Source organism: Flavisolibacter ginsenosidimutans, from assembly GCF_007970805.1.
Lineage (GTDB): Bacteria > Bacteroidota > Bacteroidia > Chitinophagales > Chitinophagaceae > Flavisolibacter > Flavisolibacter ginsenosidimutans.
In genome coordinates this window covers 2495065-2513053 of sequence record NZ_CP042433.1, presented here as the reverse complement: position 1 = coordinate 2513053, position 17989 = coordinate 2495065, and the positions used below count along the sequence as shown (strand labels likewise).

Below are 17989 nucleotides of genomic sequence, written 5' to 3'. Positions count from 1 at the left end.
TTTTTCCGTGTGAAAATTTTTTGAAAGCAGGGTTGCACGCATCGCAATTACTTTTTAAACGAACCAACATGGGTTATACCGAATCAATTGACGCCATCAGAAAAGCAAGGGAAGAAAGAGACCAGAGCAAGGATGAATTGTATGCCTTGCAGATGCAATACCTGATGCTGTCGCGGGAGCAAAAAAAAGCCGCTGCAAAAGACGTGATTGAAGACGCGGCCACGGCTAAACAGATTGATGCTTTGCGCAAGGAGATTGCGGCGCTGCAAAAAAAGATTGACGAGATAAATGCGCAACTGGCAAAGCGCACAACACCCGAAGCAAGATTAAAAGAACGGCTCGACACGTTGCACGCATTGGAAGACGAGTTACAGAGTCTGGAGAATAAAATTGCCGGCATTCAAAACGAATTGGAGAACGGCGAACTTTCCGACGAAGAAAGAAAACGTTTGAACGCTCAACTTGATGAATTAAAGGCACAGGAAAAAGCCATACAGGATAAAATTTCTGCGCTGCAACAAGAGATGGAAAACCTTCGTGCGCAGTTGGCAAACACGCCGCCAGCGGAAAGCCTGGAAGCCGATAAGCGAGGATTGCAGGCGCAGATTGATCGCCTGAAGAAACAGATTGAAGTCATCATTGCGCAAGCAAACCCTTTTCGTCCCGATGAAAGCGAACGGCTGAAAGCCCTGAAAGACGAAATTGCCCGCAAGCGAACGGAAACTAAACGAAGAGAAACCGTTGTTGCAGGCAACATTGGTGATTTGTTTCGCGAACTAACACCGCAACAACTTATTCAACAATGGGAGGACAATACGCCGATTGCCCTATTGCCTCTCCGGCTGGAAACAAAGTTTCGCCAGACAGCAAACGGCCAGGAATTACTCGTGCGCATTTATCCCGATGACATCGCCGTTGTAACACACGAGAAAGTTTTAACCGAGAAAGAAATTGAATTTGGTACAGCGCTTTGGAAAACCTTGTTTGCTGCCGGTGATGACCTGCAAAAAAAGAGAGACGCATGGAAAGTAGTGACGGATAAATTCGGTGTGAACCGTGCCGCGTGGGTGGGAAAGCAAACAAAGCCGCTTAACTGGGATAGCAGGGGACAATTGCAAAGCGCAGATGATTTGCAATTCCCAACCTTCGATGTAACCAAACCCGATAAATGGACGGAAGCTCCGCATACGAAAGTGATGCCCGATAGATTTGTCCTTCTCGGTTACCGGGCCAAGAAACAGGTATTGTCGCAAATTGGCAAGCAAGTGAACGATGTAGTTATTCTTGGGCCTGCGCCGGTTGACGACGGCGAACAACCTTCGGTCACAAGAGATCCCGTTACAAACCGCATAATTTATGGCGATGATTTTAAGTGGGTTGCCGACTTTGAATTGGCGGTAGATTCCGGCCTTGGTTTTCGCGTTCCGTTGCAAGACGCAGAAGCAAGCACAGGCTATGATCAACTGCTTGTTGTTGGCCTGAAACTAAGCGCCGACAAAACCGGCAATCAAGCTTTTTTGGAAGAGCTTTTGGAGAATCACCGTTACTCCATCAAAGGTTTGAGTTTAATTCAACAAGGCACACCAACCAACAACACCGAGGCCGAAGACGCCGGCTATTCCCAAAACCAAAGCGTTGACGACATTATTGCATTCATCGAAAAGGACCAAATGCTTTTTGCACCGGTTGCAGATTTAAAGGAAGCCACCGATGGGCAACGAGTGGCGGATTATCTCGGCATTAACTACGAAGTGCTGCAAACCGTGCAAAACGCCAACCTCTTCGATCACAAAGAAGCCGTTGCCATGAACACGGCGCTGTATGCAACTACGCTTGGTTATTACATGAACAGCATGTTGAACGAAGTGTTGAGCGACGAAGACTTAATCAAACTGCGCACACATTGTACGAAATACGTCACGGGTCGTGGACCGCTTGCAGCATTACGAATTGGCAATCAGCCTTACGGCATTGCCGTTACAAGCTCGTTCAACGATTGGACGTATTCAACCAATAACGACATCGTTATTTTTCGCGACAAGTTTTATCCTGCACTTTTCAAGGTTTTGCAATACACGTCGGGTGAATGGAAGAAAAAAGTTGACGAACTGGCGCACATTACGAAAGGAGGCAGCGCCGGAGAAACGCTGATGAAAGTGCTTGGTTTGAATCCAACATCGGTTGAATATTTTCAACGCATTGGCTATTCGTACGATTACTTAAAAAACCTTGATGCTTTTGGCTGGGGCGGCAAATATTTTAGCGACGTTTTTGGGATGGTGCTTGAAAGCATGACCGTTCGCACGCTGTTGAAAAACTTTGGTTACAGCCAAAAGAACGATGACGGCACGCTTAAGTCCTGGCCCTTGCTCTTGCAAATTATTTTCCAGCATTACCACACGCAGCTCGACAACAAGAATTTGATTGACGGCGAGCCTTTGTCGGAAGAACATCTTATTAAACCCTACGACGAAGCAGCGAACCTCAATTACATTCATTGGTTGTTGGCCAATGCTGCTGATGAAGACAGCTTGCAAAAGCAGGATTTCGGCACAGCGGCCAAACCGCATTCGCTGCTTTACCTCATGCTGCTGAACAGCATGATACTGGAAGCAAGCCACAGCATCTTTCTTTATTTCAAAGCCAACAACATTGTTGCAAACGAATTGGTGCGTTCACGAAAATTTATGAACATCAGCAGTGCGCCTTCAGTAAGCCCTTGGGAAGTATTTAAAGCGCCGGCAAACAAGGTTGTGGACGCGGAAGCCTCAACGTTGCCTTTGTACCAATACATTCATTCGGAGATTCCGCCCTTCACCATCGTGAGTAACCTTGCCGAAAACAAGTGGGCTTTGAATGTGTTGAAAGACTTGCCCACGGCCCGTTCGGAACGAATCTTTGCCGAGCACATTGACAGTTTATCCTATCGCCTCGATGCCTGGCAAACATCCTTGTTTGATGTGCGGCTTCAACAGCAAAGAGGAATTACTCAATCGAACGAGCAACGACAGATGGGCATCTATCTCGGCGCTTACGGATATTTAGAAAATGTTCGTCCCAACAACAAGCGCATCAAAATGGCCGAAGAGAGATTGCCACCATCCATGCGTGAACAAGCCGATAATTTGTTTGTAGAAAGCGGCAACGGCGGTTACGTGCAAGCGCCAACGCTGAACCACGCAACGGCGGCGGCTATTCTTCGCAACGGTTATTTAACGCATGCTTCTTCCGCCGATAAGGAAACCTTGTCGGTTAACCTTTCATCCGAAAGAGTACGCCGTGCAAAGTATTTGCTCGACGGTGTTCGCAACGGGCAAACGCTGGAAGCCTTGTTGGGTTATCAGTTTGAGCGGGGCTTGCACGATTGGAGTACGCGGCCTGCGAACCCGGTTATTCTGGCTCAACTCAAACCCATTTTTCGGCAAGCTTTTCCGCTGAAGAAAACCAAAGTGCCACAGGAAGGAAAAACAACCGGACCAGAGGAAGTAACCAATGATTATCACGTTGTAAACGGTTTGGCTTTGGCCAATGTTGCAACGCCTTTTCCTTACGGCATTACAACCTTTCCTGCTTTGAGTGCAGAACAGATCAGTGCCATCGAATACGAAAAAGCACAAATGGAAAACACGCTTGATGCAATGCGTGATGTGCTGACATCAGAAAGCGCTTACCAATTGGCGCTGGGCAACTTCGACAGAGCCGCTTCGGTGATGCAAGCGGTATCAAATACCAACATCACACCCGAGATTGAAGTCATTGATTCGGCACGCAGCACAAGCCTTTCGTTGACCAATCGAGTGGTGGTGCATTTCGATTTTGCTTTTGTTGGCAATCCCTGGCCGGCCGTTCCGCTAACACAAAAAGCGCAAACCGAACAAGGACTGAATCATTGGCTTGGCAGCTTGCTTGGCGATCCGGCAAAAACCGAATGCACCGTTCGGGCGGTGGATGCAGCTGGCGTTGTTTTAAAGCGTGCTGACAATTCGAATATCGTGAGAACCGTTTCGCTGGCTGATCTTTCTGTTCAACCTCTCGACTTTGTTTTACTCATTCGAAACAAGCTGGAAGAATCGGGAACATCGGAACTGGAAAGCCGCATCCGCTATTTCTTTGCGCAAGCCGAAGATTTGGAAGACAACGTAATTGTGAAAATTGATTTCAGCGAAACCAGCAACGACGCCGATCTTTCCCTTCGTTCGCTGCGCGAAATTTTGCCCTTTGCCAATTATTTGCGTGAACTGATCAGCGGTTCAAAAACGTTGACCGCAAGAGATTACGAGCCGGCATCAAAAACAAAAACAGCATCCGCCGTTGACCCGAACAACGTTAACCTTGTTGATTTGCGAGCAAGGGTTGAACAAATTTTTTCTTCTTTCGAAACCCTTGCTGCTGGCTTAACAACAGCCGTTGCAGACGCTTCACTAAAAACAAAAGCCACTACCGATGCCTTGCGCAACAAACTGAAAGAATTTGCGGATGCAGGTTTTGTCTTTGCCTTTCCGCAATCGTCAGTGGGCTTTGAGGATGCAACGATTGACTTGTTGGTAACACAGGGAATATCCGTGTTGAAACGCTACGCTGATATAAAGATTGAATTCAACAAGAGTCTTGCGAAGGTGAACGGTGCTTCAACAGGTCCTAATGAAAAAGTTTCCCTGCTGACAAGCATGGCGAAAAGCTTGTTGGGTGCGGATTATGTTCTTCTTCCCCGCTTCAGCTTCAATAACACGCTTGATGTGGCCAAGGCTTACGGCGCAAAAGATGATTTGCTCACGTATGCCAAAGACGTGTTGAAGATGAAATTACCAGTGAACGAATGGCTGCACGGCGCTTCCTTGGTGCGCAAGAAAATGCACACGCTGGAGATGGTGCGCTTGCTAAACGACGGCTTTAACGACGCACCGCTTGAAGCTTCGCCTATTCAATTGCCTTACCGCGACAAAGACACATGGCTGGCAGTCGAGTATCCTGAAGGCACAACCATCGTTCACGACACGCTTTCCTTTGTGCAATACGCACCGCAAGGCTTTAATGCGGCAGCAGAACAATGCGGTCTTTTGTTTGACGATTGGACAGAAGTTATTCCAAGCAAAGAAGAAGTATCGGGCATTGGCTTTAATTACAACCAGCCAAACTCTTCGCCGCCGCAAACAATATTGCTGGCGGTTACGCCGGAACAGACGGGCCGTTGGCAATGGGAAAATTTACTGGCAACAATTCTTGATAGCGTTGACCGAGCGAAGGAGCGTGCCATTGAACCCGACCAGCTTGATACCATACCTGGATTAACAACTTTGTTGCCGGCGGTGCTTGCTGAATTCGGCACCAGTGCGTTCACGCACATTTCGCTGGATTATTCTTTCAACATCAAAAAAGTTTACGAAGAAGCCACCACTTTATACAGCATCCAAAAATAAAATCATGGTACAGTTATCGGATAAAATGCGGGCAACGCCAGATTTGTTGAAAGCCGTTTTCCGCATCCCTACCATCACGGCATACAATCGTTTAGAAGCAAGACCGCGTACCGAAAATTTTGAGCGAAGCTTGCGTGCCGAGGTGCGTGACGCTTTGTGGTTTTTGACAAGACAATGGCAAATGGGCGAACTCGAATCAGAAGATGCCGGTTCGGCCATTGATGCACGAATCATCACGCACCAGCTTCACGTGGACCGCATTGCGTTGAAGGATGCCAAGGGACGATTGTACAACGAGGCGATGCCAATGGAAACCCTGGTGGAACGCGAACCGGTCCGGTTTAGTCAAGTCTTGCGCATACAAACCGCACAGTATTTTTTGCAGCTTCACTCGCCTGCGTTCAAAGCAAAATATTTTCCCCGCTATTTCGCTGTTTACAAATTAGAAGCGGGCAAAGAAGACGATTACCGCGGACAGATAGAAGGTTTGAATTTTTATTTGTCAACGTTGAAGCGGGGCTTGAACGGTGAACAAATGTTGGCCGACATGCAGGCCGGATCCTTCAAGGCAAAGTTTACAATTGATGGCGGCGACGAAGGGATGCTTGATGAATACATCGCCGATTTTTTGGCTTGGTTTGCACGGCAATATTCACAACCGGTGCAAGATGATTTTGCGTGGGATTCAAGAAAACTGTCGTATAAATTTTCGGTGGCGGCGCCTAACGGTCAACAAACGCAATTGATTCTGCGCAGCGAAAATTATAACGGCGACAATCTCGATTGGTTTGATTTTGACGTGGATCTTTCTTCAAGGCAATTGCCGGTGGACGCTCCGGATTACATACCGGTATTGGAAGAAGATGTTCCCGTTTCATTTATTCCCACCGCAACGGTTTTCAAAGGCATGCCGGCGCAGCGTTTTTGGGAGATGGAAGAACGGCAGCTAAACTTTGGAAAGCTCAACGCGAAAACAACGGACCACTTGTTGTTGTTGTTTGCGGAATTTGGTTTGGTTTACGGCAACGACTGGTTTGTGATTCCGTACAAGATGGCCGTAAACACGCTTTGCGAAATCAAAGGCTTTGTGGTGACGGATGTTTTTGGTGATCGCACATTAATTGAAGCAGCAGACGCAGGGCTGGATAACGACTGGCAGCATTGGAGCATGTTCAACCTGAGCAACAAGGATCATTTGGGCAGCTATAACCGGCAGTTCTTTTTGCCCTCAACACTCATTCACTCTTTGCAAAGCGACCCGATTGAAAAAGTAAATTTTTTGCGCGACGAAATGGCCAACATGGTTTGGGGCGTGGAAGAAGTTATTCCCGATGCAACGGGCAAAGGCATCAACGGCAACGAAGCCGCCGATAAAACAGGCGTGCAGCCGCCACCTGTAACTCCATCCGATGCAAAGATTCGTTACCTGCTTGGCACAACGGTTCCCGAGAACTGGATTCCGTTTTTACCCGTGCACAAACCCGGCAGCAATCAAGACATTAATTTCCAGCGGGCCGCCATGCCTAAACTGGGTGTGCCGCCAAAAGACATTATTAAACCAAAAGGCGTGATGCTGAAAGAAGTGCCTACGCCTTATTTCATCAACGAAGAAGAAATTCCGTATTCCGGCACACTGGTTTCAAGAGCCTACCAGCGGGTACGATGGTACAACGGGAAAACATTCATCTGGGTTGGTCGTTACCGCGAAACAGGCCGCGGGGAAGGCAGCAGCGGTTTAGCTTTTGATGCGATACTGCCCGCCTGAACAAACACACTGCATTCAACGATGGCAGGGCAGCGCAGTTGCCAACCGGCTACAGCTTGCGCACTCAGTTCTGCGCAATCTATTTTTAATGAAAAAATCAGGGCATTAAGAGTAAGGTTCGAAGGGAAGTATTCTAATTGCTTTTTCTTAAAGAACACAGAACTTCTGTAATGGCAGGACAGCGTAGGTTGGCCGTAAACGATTCAACAATGATCTTTAGGTTTTACCGTTCGTGCACGGTCATAAACTAACGATTGAATACGGCAATGAAAGCTATTATTACAGCAGCGCTTCTCGGTCTTCTTCTAACAATTACTTTTCCTTCTCTTGCGCAAAAGCAGGCTGCTTACAACGCAATCCATTCCGGTATCCCGTGGTTTGATGATAGCGGCAATGCAGTGAGTGCTCACGGAGCTTGCATCATAAAAGATAAAGACAGGTTCTATCTTTTTGGTGAAAAGCATTCGGATACAAGCAACGCTTTTGCAGGCTTCAATTGTTATTCTTCCGCCGATTTGTACAACTGGAAGTTTGAACGTCTTGCACTGCCGGTGCAGGCTTCGGGAAAATTAGGCCCAAACCGTGTTGGCGAACGGCCAAAGGTGATGAAATGTCCAGGTACCGGGGAATACATCATGTATATGCACGCAGACACACTTGGTTATGTTGATCAATATGTCGGCTATGCCACAGCAAAGGAAGTTACAGGTCCTTATACTTTTCGCGGGCCGTTGCTCTTTGACGGAAAGCCTGTTCGCAAATGGGACATGGGTAGTTTTCAGGACAAAGACGGAACGGGTTATATACTGATACACGGAGGAGAAATTTACAAGCTTAGCGATGACTATAAAAGCATCGCCGAAAAGGTCAATAAAAGCATGACCTCCGGGTTTGAAGCGCCTGCGCTCTTTCGCAAAGACAGCATCTATTATTTTCTTGGCTCTGATCTAACGAGTTGGGAGCGAAACGATAATTATTACTTCACGGCTACTTCGCTGAAAGGTCCCTGGATAAAGAGAGGTTTTTTTGCACCCGAAGGCACACTCACCTGGAATTCGCAAACAACGTTCGTGTTGCCGGTTGCGGGCTCGAAAGAAACGACCTATATGTTGATGGCCGACAGGTGGTCGTTTCCCAAACAGGCATCCGCAGCCACTTATGTCTGGCAGCCGATAACTGTTTCCGGTACTTCTATCACTGTTCCACGTTATTGGGAAGCATGGCAAGTGAGTACAGCAACCGGCGCAGCAACACGGGTGAAGGTTGGTGAAAAAACAATTGTGAATAGCGATAAACAATACATCGCTTATGCCGGTAAATGGAAGAACGATACATTATTGGTGAGAAGTTCAGATGAAAAGGAAGCTTCTTTCACGGTAAAATTTAATGGAACACAAATTGGCTTTTCCGGCCTTGCCCGTCCCGACGGCGGTTATGCAAGGGTGATACTTCAAAACAGCAAGGGAAAAACAATGCTGTCTTCGGTTATAGACATGTATTGTAAATACCCGGTTTTAACGCTGAAGTTTTTAAGTCCCGTTCTTCCAAAAGACAATTACACTTTTACCGTTTCTGTCCTTGGTGAACGAGGCAACTGGTCGGATAAACGAAAAAATATTTACGGAAGCACGGGCAATGTTGTTTCACTGGATAAAGTCGTGATCAACGAATGAAATAAAAACCTTTGCGGAGTAATTCAACAACAACACAAAACAAATTTTGATTAGACGATGTTTTTAAAGAGTTACCGGTACGCAATCGCTTTTGCAATTTTGATTTCGCAAGTTGCCGCAGCGCAGAAAAATACATTCCCGATTTTTACAGCCAACGCAAGGGCTTCCATTGTTTACGACAAAGGATCAACCAAACTTGATTCCATTGCGGCCAACCTTTTGGCCGAGGACATTGAGAGGGTGACTTCTTTTAAGCCAGCCGTAACGACCGACATTGCAAAAGCAAACGGAAACGTGATCGTCATTGGTAACGTTCAATCAGGCCTTGTTCAAAAATTTATTGACAAACAATCGTTGCTTAATCAAAATCTGCAAGGTAAATGGGAATGCTTCGCATTGAAGGTGATTGACAAGCCATCTCCAGCTATTTCAAAAGCCTTCGTTATTGCCGGCAGCGATGCAAGAGGCACGGCTTACGGTGTGTTTACATTGTCAGAAAAGATTGGTGTTTCGCCTTGGTGGTGGTGGGCCGACGCACCGGTGAGACAGCAAAAAGAATTAACCGTTGCTCAAGCCGATTTCATTTCATTGCCGCCTGCAGTAAAATACCGCGGAATCTTTATCAACGACGAAGATTGGGGATTGCAACCCTGGGCGGCAAAAACTTTCGAACCCGAAACCGGCGACATTGGCCCAAAAACATACGCCAAAGTATTTGAGCTGCTGCTTCGGTTAAAGGCCAATCTTATTTGGCCGGCCATGCATCCGAGCACCAAGGCTTTCTTTCATTACCCGGGCAACGTAACCACCGCAGGCGATTACCAAATCATCATTGGCTCTTCTCATGCCGAACCGATGTTGCGCAACAACGTGGGCGAATGGAACGAAAAAACAATGGGTCACTTTAATTATGTGACCAACAAAGAAACCGTTTACAAATACTGGGAAGACCGGGTAAAGGAAAGCCGCGGCATCAATGCCATGTACAGCATCGGTATGCGCGGCGTTCACGACAGCCAGATGGAAGGCGTTAAATCCGCAAAAGAAGCCGTGCCTTTGCTGGAAAAAATCATTCGCGACCAGCGCAACCTGTTATCGGAATACGTGGACAAAGATGTAGCGGCCATACCACAGGTGTTTACCGCTTACAAAGAAGTGCTGGATGTTTATGATGCCGGTTTAAAGTTACCCGATGATGTAACCCTCGTTTGGCCTGATGACAACTACGGTTACATTCAGCGACTGAACAATGAAACTGAACAGGCTCGGAAAGGCGGCGCCGGTGTGTATTATCATGCGTCGTACTGGGGGCGGCCGCACGATTATATCTGGCTGCCTTCAACGCATCCTTCGTTAATGAGAGAAGAAATGATGAAGGCTTACCAAACGGGAGCCGATCGCTTGTGGGTTTTAAACGTAGGCGATATAAAACCGGCGGAATACAACATACAAGAGTTCCTGGACATGGCGTATGATGCAAAGCCGTTCAAAGAAAGCGGTTACGCCAAACAACATTTGCTGCAATGGGCAATAACCGTTTTCGGAAAGGAAAACGGACAGAAAGCAGCCACCATCCTGTGGGATTATTATGATCTTGCTTTTGAACGCAAGCCGGAGTTCATGGGCTGGAGCCAAACAGAACCGACGACCCAAACAAATTTTACCGGCTTTAATCATTTTTACTTTGGCGATGAAGCGCAAAAGCGAATTGACAAGTACAATTTGTTGGAGGCCGATGCAAAACGTTTGCGGCTGCAAATGCCTCCGAAAGAGGCCGATGCTTTTTACCAATTGGTGTATTATCCGGTTGTAAGTGCTTCGTGGATGAACAAAAAGTTTTTGTACCGCGACAAAGCTTATTTCTATTCAAAGCAAAACCGGCTAAGTGCGTATGATTATGCGCAACTGTCAAAGAATGCTTATGACAGCATTGTAAAAGAAACCGAATACTTTAATGCGGTGATCGCCGGCGGCAAATGGAAAAACATCATGTCCAAGAACCCAAGAAGTCTGCCTGTGTTTCTTTCGCCGGTTCTGCCCGGTATTAACATAGACAGCACAAGCGCCTGGAGCATTGCACCGGAAGGCTTTGTCACAAAAGATTCTTCTCTGTTGGAGAACAAAACGTCTTTGTCCTTACCCTCTTTTGACAATCTCAACAAGCAAAAATATTTCGTCGATATTTTCTTGAGTAAACAGCAAACGATGAACTGGACGGCGTCTGTTTCGCACAATTGGATTCGCCTTTCTGAAAACAACGGAAGGCTTATTTCTGAACAGGGAAAAAAGCAAAAACGCATTTGGGTGGATGTTGATTGGAACAAGATGACGAACATCGGCGAGCAAAACGGTACGATTACTTTTTCCGTTGGCGGACAACAACTGGCTGTAAACATTCGGGCAAACAAAACAGACAAGCCTGAATTGGCAAACTACGAAGGTTTTGTTGAAAACAACGGCTTTGTTTCGATGCACGCAGCGCATTTTACAAGGCAAACGACCAAGCCGTTTTCGCAGTGGAAACTTGTCAGCGGTTTGGGCTATGCGGGAAGTGGGTTGGAGTCTTTCCCGCTTTCAACAAAAGGGTCATCATTAAGCAACGATGATTCCATTAAACGCAAAAACTCGGTTGTGGAATACGATTTTTATACCCTCACTTCGGCCACGCCTTTCATTACCATTTTTGCGTTGCCCACGCATCCCGTCAACAACAATTTTCGGGTACGCTACGCTTTATCAATTGATGACGGACCTTTAGAAACAGTTGACATCAAAACCTCTGGCAAAAGTGAAGAATGGAAACAAAATGTTTTACGCAACCGGGCGGAACGAAGAACAGGGCTGCCTTTTCTGAAAGCAGGAAAACACAGGCTGAAAATTTATTGCGTTGATCCCGGCGTTGTTCTTGATGAAATCCGCATTGATTTGGGAGGCCTGAAAAAAGCTTACAGTCTTTTGCCCGAAACGAAACTCACTACCCGGTAAAATTTCAACAAGGAATTCCTTGAATTTTGAAAATTCATTTAAGCGAAATAAATGGACGCAAAAAAAAACGCCGCGGAACGAGCGGTTGAATACGTTCAACACGGTATGACGATTGGCCTCGGCACGGGCACCACCGCTTACTGGGCCGTTTTAAAATTGGGACAAAAAATCAGGGAAGGCCTCCACGTCAATGCGGTAGCAACATCAGTGGGTACGGAAAAACTTGCAAAGGAAAACAACATTCCGATTGCACCTTTTTCGGAAATTGATTCAATAGACCTGGCCATTGACGGTGCCGATGAAGTTGACCGTCAAAAAAATCTTATCAAAGGCGGCGGCGGTGCGTTGACAAGAGAAAAAATCATTGCCTACAACAGCAGGAAATTTATTGTTGTTGTTGATGAATCGAAGCTGGTTGAACAATTAGGAAAGTTTCCCCTGCCGGTAGAGGTTCTTCCCTTTGGTGCAGAACTTACGTTGAAGAGGATTTTATCAATGGGAGTTGAAGCAACGATCAGGCAAGCAGAAAATAGTAACTACATAACCGACAACGGCAACCTGATTGTTGATTGCCGGTTTGGCTCCATAACCGATCCGTCCTCTTTGGACGCAGCGCTGAAAACAATTCCAGGCATTGTTGAAACGGGAATTTTTTTAAACACCCGTGTTAGCACCGTGGTGGTGGGATTTAAAACAGGCGATGTAAATGAACTTTAATCGGCGCCACTCCCAGCAGACCGTTGCGATATTTTTAGTTAGTCATTCGATAATGTGAAGCAGCATTGCGCTTCAAGTTTTAGGATAGAAAGTTGCCTATCCGTCAGTGCAAAAGAATCTCTCTGTGATAAATTAAAACATTTTTTATTGCAGGCATTGTTGCACTGTTCGTTGAAAAAAATTCAGCCTCTTCGAAATTTATTTTTCTATTTTCAAAGCGCAATATCACTTCACCCTAAAACAACTCTAACCCACACATGGGCGATTTTCAAATTAAGGTTCAACCAAAAACTTACGACGTCGTTATTGTTGGTTCCGGTGCCGGTGGCGGCATGGCGGCTTACGTGTTGGCCAACGCAGGCTTAAGCGTGGCGCTGGTAGAGGCAGGCCCGATGTACGATCCCGCAAAAAACGTAACGCAACTTAAATGGTCTTACGAATCGCCGCGAAGGGGCGCCAGCACGAAGTTTCGGCCCTTTGGCGATTTTGATGCCTGCTATTGGGGATGGGACATTGACGGCGAACCCTACACAAAAGCCGAAGGCACAAAGTGGGATTGGTGGCGGGCCCGCATGGTGGGCGGACGCACCAATCACTGGGGACGGATTTCGTTGCGCTTTGGTCCCAAAGATTTTAAGCGAAGAAGCATTGACGGCTTGGGCGACGACTGGCCCATTGGCTATGAAGACGTAAAACCTTTTTACGACAGGGTGGATAAACTCATCGGCATCTTTGGCACCAACGAAGGTTTAGAGAACGATCCTGATGGTGTTTTTCTTCCGCCGCCAAAGCCAAGGCTGCACGAACTCTTTATCAAGAAAGCAGCAACGCAGGCCAGCGTGAAAGTGATCCCGTCGCGCATGTCCATTCTCACCCAAAAAATAAACGATAGCCGCGGCGCTTGTTTCTTTTGCGGACAATGCAACCGCGGCTGCCAGGTTTACGGCGATTTTTCTGCTTCTTCCGTATTGGTAAAGCCAGCTATCGCCACCGGCAAGGTTGATTTGTTTGATAACGCCATGGTGCGTGAAGTGCTTACCAACAACGAAGGTCTTGCCACCGGTCTTTCCTATGTTCACAAAGCTGATATGCAGGAATATCAGGTGAAAGGCAAGACGGTGATTTTGGCGGCCAGTGCTTGCGAAAGCGCAAGGCTCTTGCTCAATTCAAAATCGGTTCGTCATCCAAACGGGCTTGCCAACAGCAGCAACGTGGTGGGCAAATACCTGCACGACAGTACGGGTGCGTCTCTGGATGGCGTTCTCCCGCAGTTGTTTGATCGCAAACGTTACAACGAAGACGGCGTGGGCGGCATGCACATTTATTCGCCCTGGTGGCTCGACAACAAGAAGCTTGATTTTCCACGCGGTTACCACATTGAATACTGGGGCGGTCAAAGTATGCCGGCCTATGGCTTTGGCTGGGGCATCGAAAACCTGAACGGTAAGTATTTAGTGAAGGGACAACAAAAAGAATCCGGCGGTTACGGCAAATCGCTCAAAGAAGACTACCGCTTTTTTTACGGCGCGGCCGTTGGCATGGCGGGCCGTGGCGAAGCCATAGCGAGAGAAGACAATTTATGCGAAATTGATCCGAACGTGGTGGACAAATACGGCATACCGGTGCTTCGCTTTAACGTAAAATGGAGCGATTATGAAATAAAGCAGGCGAAGCACATGAAGGAAACCTTTAAGGAGATTATGCACAACATGGGTGCAGTGATTACCTGGGGCGGCAACGATGACGAGAAGAACGATTATGGATTGGAGCCGCCGGGAAAAATCATTCACGAAGCCGGCACCGTGCGCATGGGAAACGATCCAAAAAAATCGGCGCTCAACAGTTATAATCAGGCACACGATTGCAAGAATTTGTTTGTGATGGACGGCGGCTCTTTTGTTTCGCAAGCCGATAAAAATATCACGTGGACCATACTGGCTTTGGCCATGCGGGCATCGGAATACCTGGTGAGCGAAATGAAAAAAGGAAACATCTGATTGTCGAAACAGTTAATAATACTTATCAACGATGGACAGAAGAAAATATTTAAAAGTTTTGGGGCTTACAACGGTATCGGGCAGCTTGTTGCTTGATGCCTGCAAGAACGCCGATGTGAAACCGGCGGACCACAGCCAGAAGAAAGAAGATCCTTCAACTCTTGCCTACGACCGCATGGAGGAAGAAACAGCGGCCTATAAAAAAACAATTGCCGAAACGTTTTTTACACCGCACGAAATGGCCACCATCGCCATCCTGAGCGACATTATTATTCCCGCTGATGACGTATCGGGCAGCGCTACACAGGCAAAAGTTCCGGACTTCATCGAGTTTATTGTAAAAGACAAGCCCGAGTTTCAAACGCCCATGCGCGGTGGCTTGCGCTGGCTGGATATGCAAATGACAAAGCTTTACGGAACGTCCTTTAAAGACAGTACGCAGCAGCAACAGCTTTCGCTGGTTGATGCCATTGCGTATCCGGCAAAAGCAAAGCCTGAAATGAAGCAAGGCGTTTCATTTTTTAACCTGATGCGCAACCTGACGGCTACCGGTTTTTTCAGTTCCGAAATGGGCATTAAGGACATGGGCTATGCCGGCAACAAGCCCACGCAATGGAACGGCGTGCCCGAGGATGTGTTAAAGCAATACGGTCTTTCGTACACCGAAAAAGAATTGAACGAATGCGTAAAGTTTAGTTAAGAGAAGGTTGTTAATTCTTTCATTAAACGAATCATTCAACACATTTCATGAAACCTGTTTTCCTTCTCTTCTTTCTTTTTGTTTCGCTCCTTGCCGTTGCGCAAAAACCTAAACTGTTGGTGTTCTCAAAAACCGCGGGCTATCATCACGCATCCATTGCGGCAGGCATTGTTGCCATTCAAAAGATCGGCAACGAGAAAGGCTTTGCCGTTGACACCACAACCAATGCTGCCTTGTTTACCAAAAAGAATTTGAAGCAATACGCTGCGCTAATTTTTTTGAGTCCTACCGGAAACGTGTTTGATACAATGCAAAAGCAAGCCTTGCAAAATTATATTGAAAATGGCGGCGGTTTGGTTGGCATTCATTCGGCCACCGACATGGAATACGGCTGGCCGTGGTGGGGCAAAGCAATCGGCGCTTATTTTGAAAATCATCCCAAACAACAAACCGCAAAGCTGCACATAGTTGATTCGGTTCACGCGGCCACAAGAGGATTGCCAACAACCTGGCAACGCTTTGACGAATGGTACAATTTTAAAAACATCAACCCGGATCTGCACGTGCTTATTACCCTTGACGAAACTTCCTATGAAGGCGGGAAGAACGGTGCTTTTCACCCGGTGGCCTGGTGGCACAAGGTTGGCCGTGGCAGCGTGTTTTATACGGCGCTTGGTCATACCGATGCATCGTACAGCGAACCGCTTTTTTTGCAACATCTTGCCGGTGGCATCGCGGCTGCTTTGGAAAGAGATAAAAACGCTGATCGAAAAAAATCTTTACTTAGTAGTAAATAAAATTTTTGTGACTTGCGTTGATCATTCTTGCTTTATACCGGCATTCCCGCAAGAACAGAATGTGTATTAAACGAAACGCACAAGCAGAAAAACTTTTTAAAAATTCACCCATGCGTACAACGACAGGTTTCTTCTTGATGACCGGCAGTCTTCTTCTCATCAGTGCCGCAAACGCTCAGCAAAAAGCAAAGCCCGAAGACACGGAGTTTTATACTCCTGTTCCCAAAGTAATAGATCCCGGCAAGGCCGGTTGCGGCGTTCCTTCAGATGCCGTTGTGTTGTTTGACGGGACGTCGGCGGCTCAATGGGTGAGTGCCGCAGACTCCACTAAAGCCGCTGGCTGGACGGTACAAAACGGCGTGCTGAAAGTGAACAAGCAAGCGGGTGACATTCGTACCAAATCATCTTTTCTTGATTATCAATTGCACCTCGAATGGCGGGTGCCGGAAAACATCACCGGCACCGGGCAGGCGAGAGGCAACAGCGGCATCTTCCTCGCTTCTGTTTTTGACGGTGGTTACGAATTGCAGATTCTCGACAACTACAACAACAGCACCTACACCAACGGGCAGGCAGGCAGCATTTACAAGCAATACGTGCCACTGGTAAATCCTTTACGTCCCCCGGGCGAGTGGCAGGTGTACGATGTTATCTGGACAGCACCGCGTTTTAAAAAAGACGGCAGCCTTGAATCGCCTGCCAGGGTAACGGCTTTGCTCAACGGCGTGCTGGTTCAAAACAATGTTTCGCTGAAAGGTCGCACCGAATACATCGGCCAGCCATCGTACAATGCCCACGGCGCTGCGCCCATCAAATTGCAGGCACACGGTGATCCAAGCGAACCAATCTCCTTTAAAAATATTTGGGTAAGGCCGTTGTAATTGCAGCGGCAAGGAACCAGCAATTGAACCTTTGCATTGCGTTGAAATGCCTGTCGTTTTTGCCGGCATTTATCTATTGCGTAAGATGAAAATCCGCCAAAGGAAAGACGCTGAAGCCGCTGATTAATTTGCAGCGTTCTGCTGCTTGCTGTTCCTATTTTTGCACCTTCGTTTATACCCAAAAATTTAATTCGCATGAAAGCATTTTTAGGTACAGGTTTGTTGGGTTCCAATTTTGTAAAAGCGATGCGAAAAAGAGGCGAGGAGGTGCAGGTTTGGAATCGTACAGCTGCGAAAGCAAAAGCCTTGGAAGAAGTTGGCGCCAAAGCGTTCGACAATCCCGCCGATGCTGTAAAAGGCGCTTTCCTTGTTCATCTTACATTGAAAGACGATGCTTCTGTAAACGAAGTGTTGGAAGCAGCCCGCGACGGACTTGCGCCGGGAGCCGTTATCATTGACCACACGACAACCTCAAAAGACGGAGCCATACAACGTACAAAAGAATGGAAAGAAAAAGGCTTTTTCTACCAACACGCACCGGTGTTTATGGGCCCTGTTAATGCGCTGGAAAGCTCTGGATTCATGCTGCTCTCCGGCGATGAAGCGTTGATTGGCCGCATAGAGCCGGAGCTGCAAAAAATGACCGGGAAGATTCTCCGTTTTGGTTCGGAAGTGGGCAAGGCCGCGGCGATGAAGCTGGTGGGCAACGCGTTTTTGGTTTGCTTCACAGCGGGCATTCGCGAAACGCTTTGTCTGTCAAAAGCATTGGGCCTTTCCGTTACCGATCTGTCCTCGCTGTTCGATGCATGGAATCCCGGCACACTCTTGCAGCCACGTTTAAAAAGAATGACAGCGGGAGATTATACAAATCCTTCGTGGGAATTGGCCATGGCAAGAAAAGACACCGGCTTGTTTATAGATGCGGCGCAGAAAGTGGAAACGGAACTAACGTTATTGCCCGTCATTGCATCGTTAATGGATAGCTGGATTGAGAAAGGTTACGGCAATAACGATTGGACGGTGATTGCAAAGGATTGCGTGTAAGTGTTGTTAGACA

General features: G+C 47.2%; 10 protein-coding genes. All 10 read left to right on the top strand.

Going from position 1 to position 17989, the window contains the following annotated elements; all coding sequences use genetic code 11:
* Positions 1 to 68: 68 nt before the first annotated feature.
* The 10 genes from FSB75_RS10375 (at position 69) to FSB75_RS10330 (ending at position 17976) form a co-directional block, all read left to right on the top strand.
* Positions 69 to 5417 carry a hypothetical protein gene (locus FSB75_RS10375; protein WP_146786678.1) on the top strand — a complete coding sequence of 1783 codons (5349 nt, stop codon included), beginning with the start codon at positions 69 to 71 and terminating at the stop codon, positions 5415 to 5417.
* Between the two features lie 4 nt (positions 5418 to 5421).
* Positions 5422 to 7182: a hypothetical protein gene (locus tag FSB75_RS10370; protein ID WP_146786674.1), complete on the top strand. Its 1761-nt coding sequence runs from the start codon at positions 5422 to 5424 to the stop codon at positions 7180 to 7182.
* Between the two features lie 266 nt (positions 7183 to 7448).
* The gene (locus tag FSB75_RS10365) at positions 7449 to 8855 is read left to right on the top strand and encodes a family 43 glycosylhydrolase (RefSeq protein WP_146786670.1); all 1407 of its coding nucleotides are present in this window, start codon (positions 7449 to 7451) and stop codon (positions 8853 to 8855) included.
* 57 nt (positions 8856 to 8912) lie between these two features.
* Positions 8913 to 11840, top strand: a complete 2928-nt coding sequence (locus FSB75_RS10360) for a glycosyl hydrolase 115 family protein (protein WP_146786667.1) — start codon at positions 8913 to 8915, stop codon at positions 11838 to 11840.
* 51 nt (positions 11841 to 11891) lie between these two features.
* Positions 11892 to 12557 carry a ribose-5-phosphate isomerase RpiA gene (gene rpiA, locus FSB75_RS10355; RefSeq protein ID WP_146786663.1) on the top strand — a complete coding sequence of 222 codons (666 nt, stop codon included), beginning with the start codon at positions 11892 to 11894 and terminating at the stop codon, positions 12555 to 12557.
* Positions 12558 to 12814: 257 nt separating this feature from the next.
* Entirely contained in the window at positions 12815 to 14554 is a 1740-nt protein-coding gene (locus FSB75_RS10350) for a GMC oxidoreductase (RefSeq protein WP_146786660.1), read from the top strand.
* A gap of 31 nt (positions 14555 to 14585) precedes the next feature.
* Positions 14586 to 15254, top strand: coding sequence for a gluconate 2-dehydrogenase subunit 3 family protein (locus FSB75_RS10345; protein WP_146786657.1), 669 nt, complete (start codon positions 14586 to 14588; stop codon positions 15252 to 15254).
* Between the two features lie 47 nt (positions 15255 to 15301).
* Entirely contained in the window at positions 15302 to 16051 is a 750-nt protein-coding gene (locus FSB75_RS10340) for a ThuA domain-containing protein (RefSeq protein ID WP_146786654.1), read from the top strand.
* Between the two features lie 110 nt (positions 16052 to 16161).
* Positions 16162 to 16932, top strand: coding sequence for a 3-keto-disaccharide hydrolase (locus FSB75_RS10335; protein ID WP_146786651.1), 771 nt, complete (start codon positions 16162 to 16164; stop codon positions 16930 to 16932).
* 195 nt (positions 16933 to 17127) lie between these two features.
* On the top strand, positions 17128 to 17976 hold the full coding sequence (locus tag FSB75_RS10330; protein ID WP_146786648.1) for an NAD(P)-dependent oxidoreductase: 849 nt from the start codon (positions 17128 to 17130) through the stop codon (positions 17974 to 17976).
* Positions 17977 to 17989: the final 13 nt, after the last annotated feature.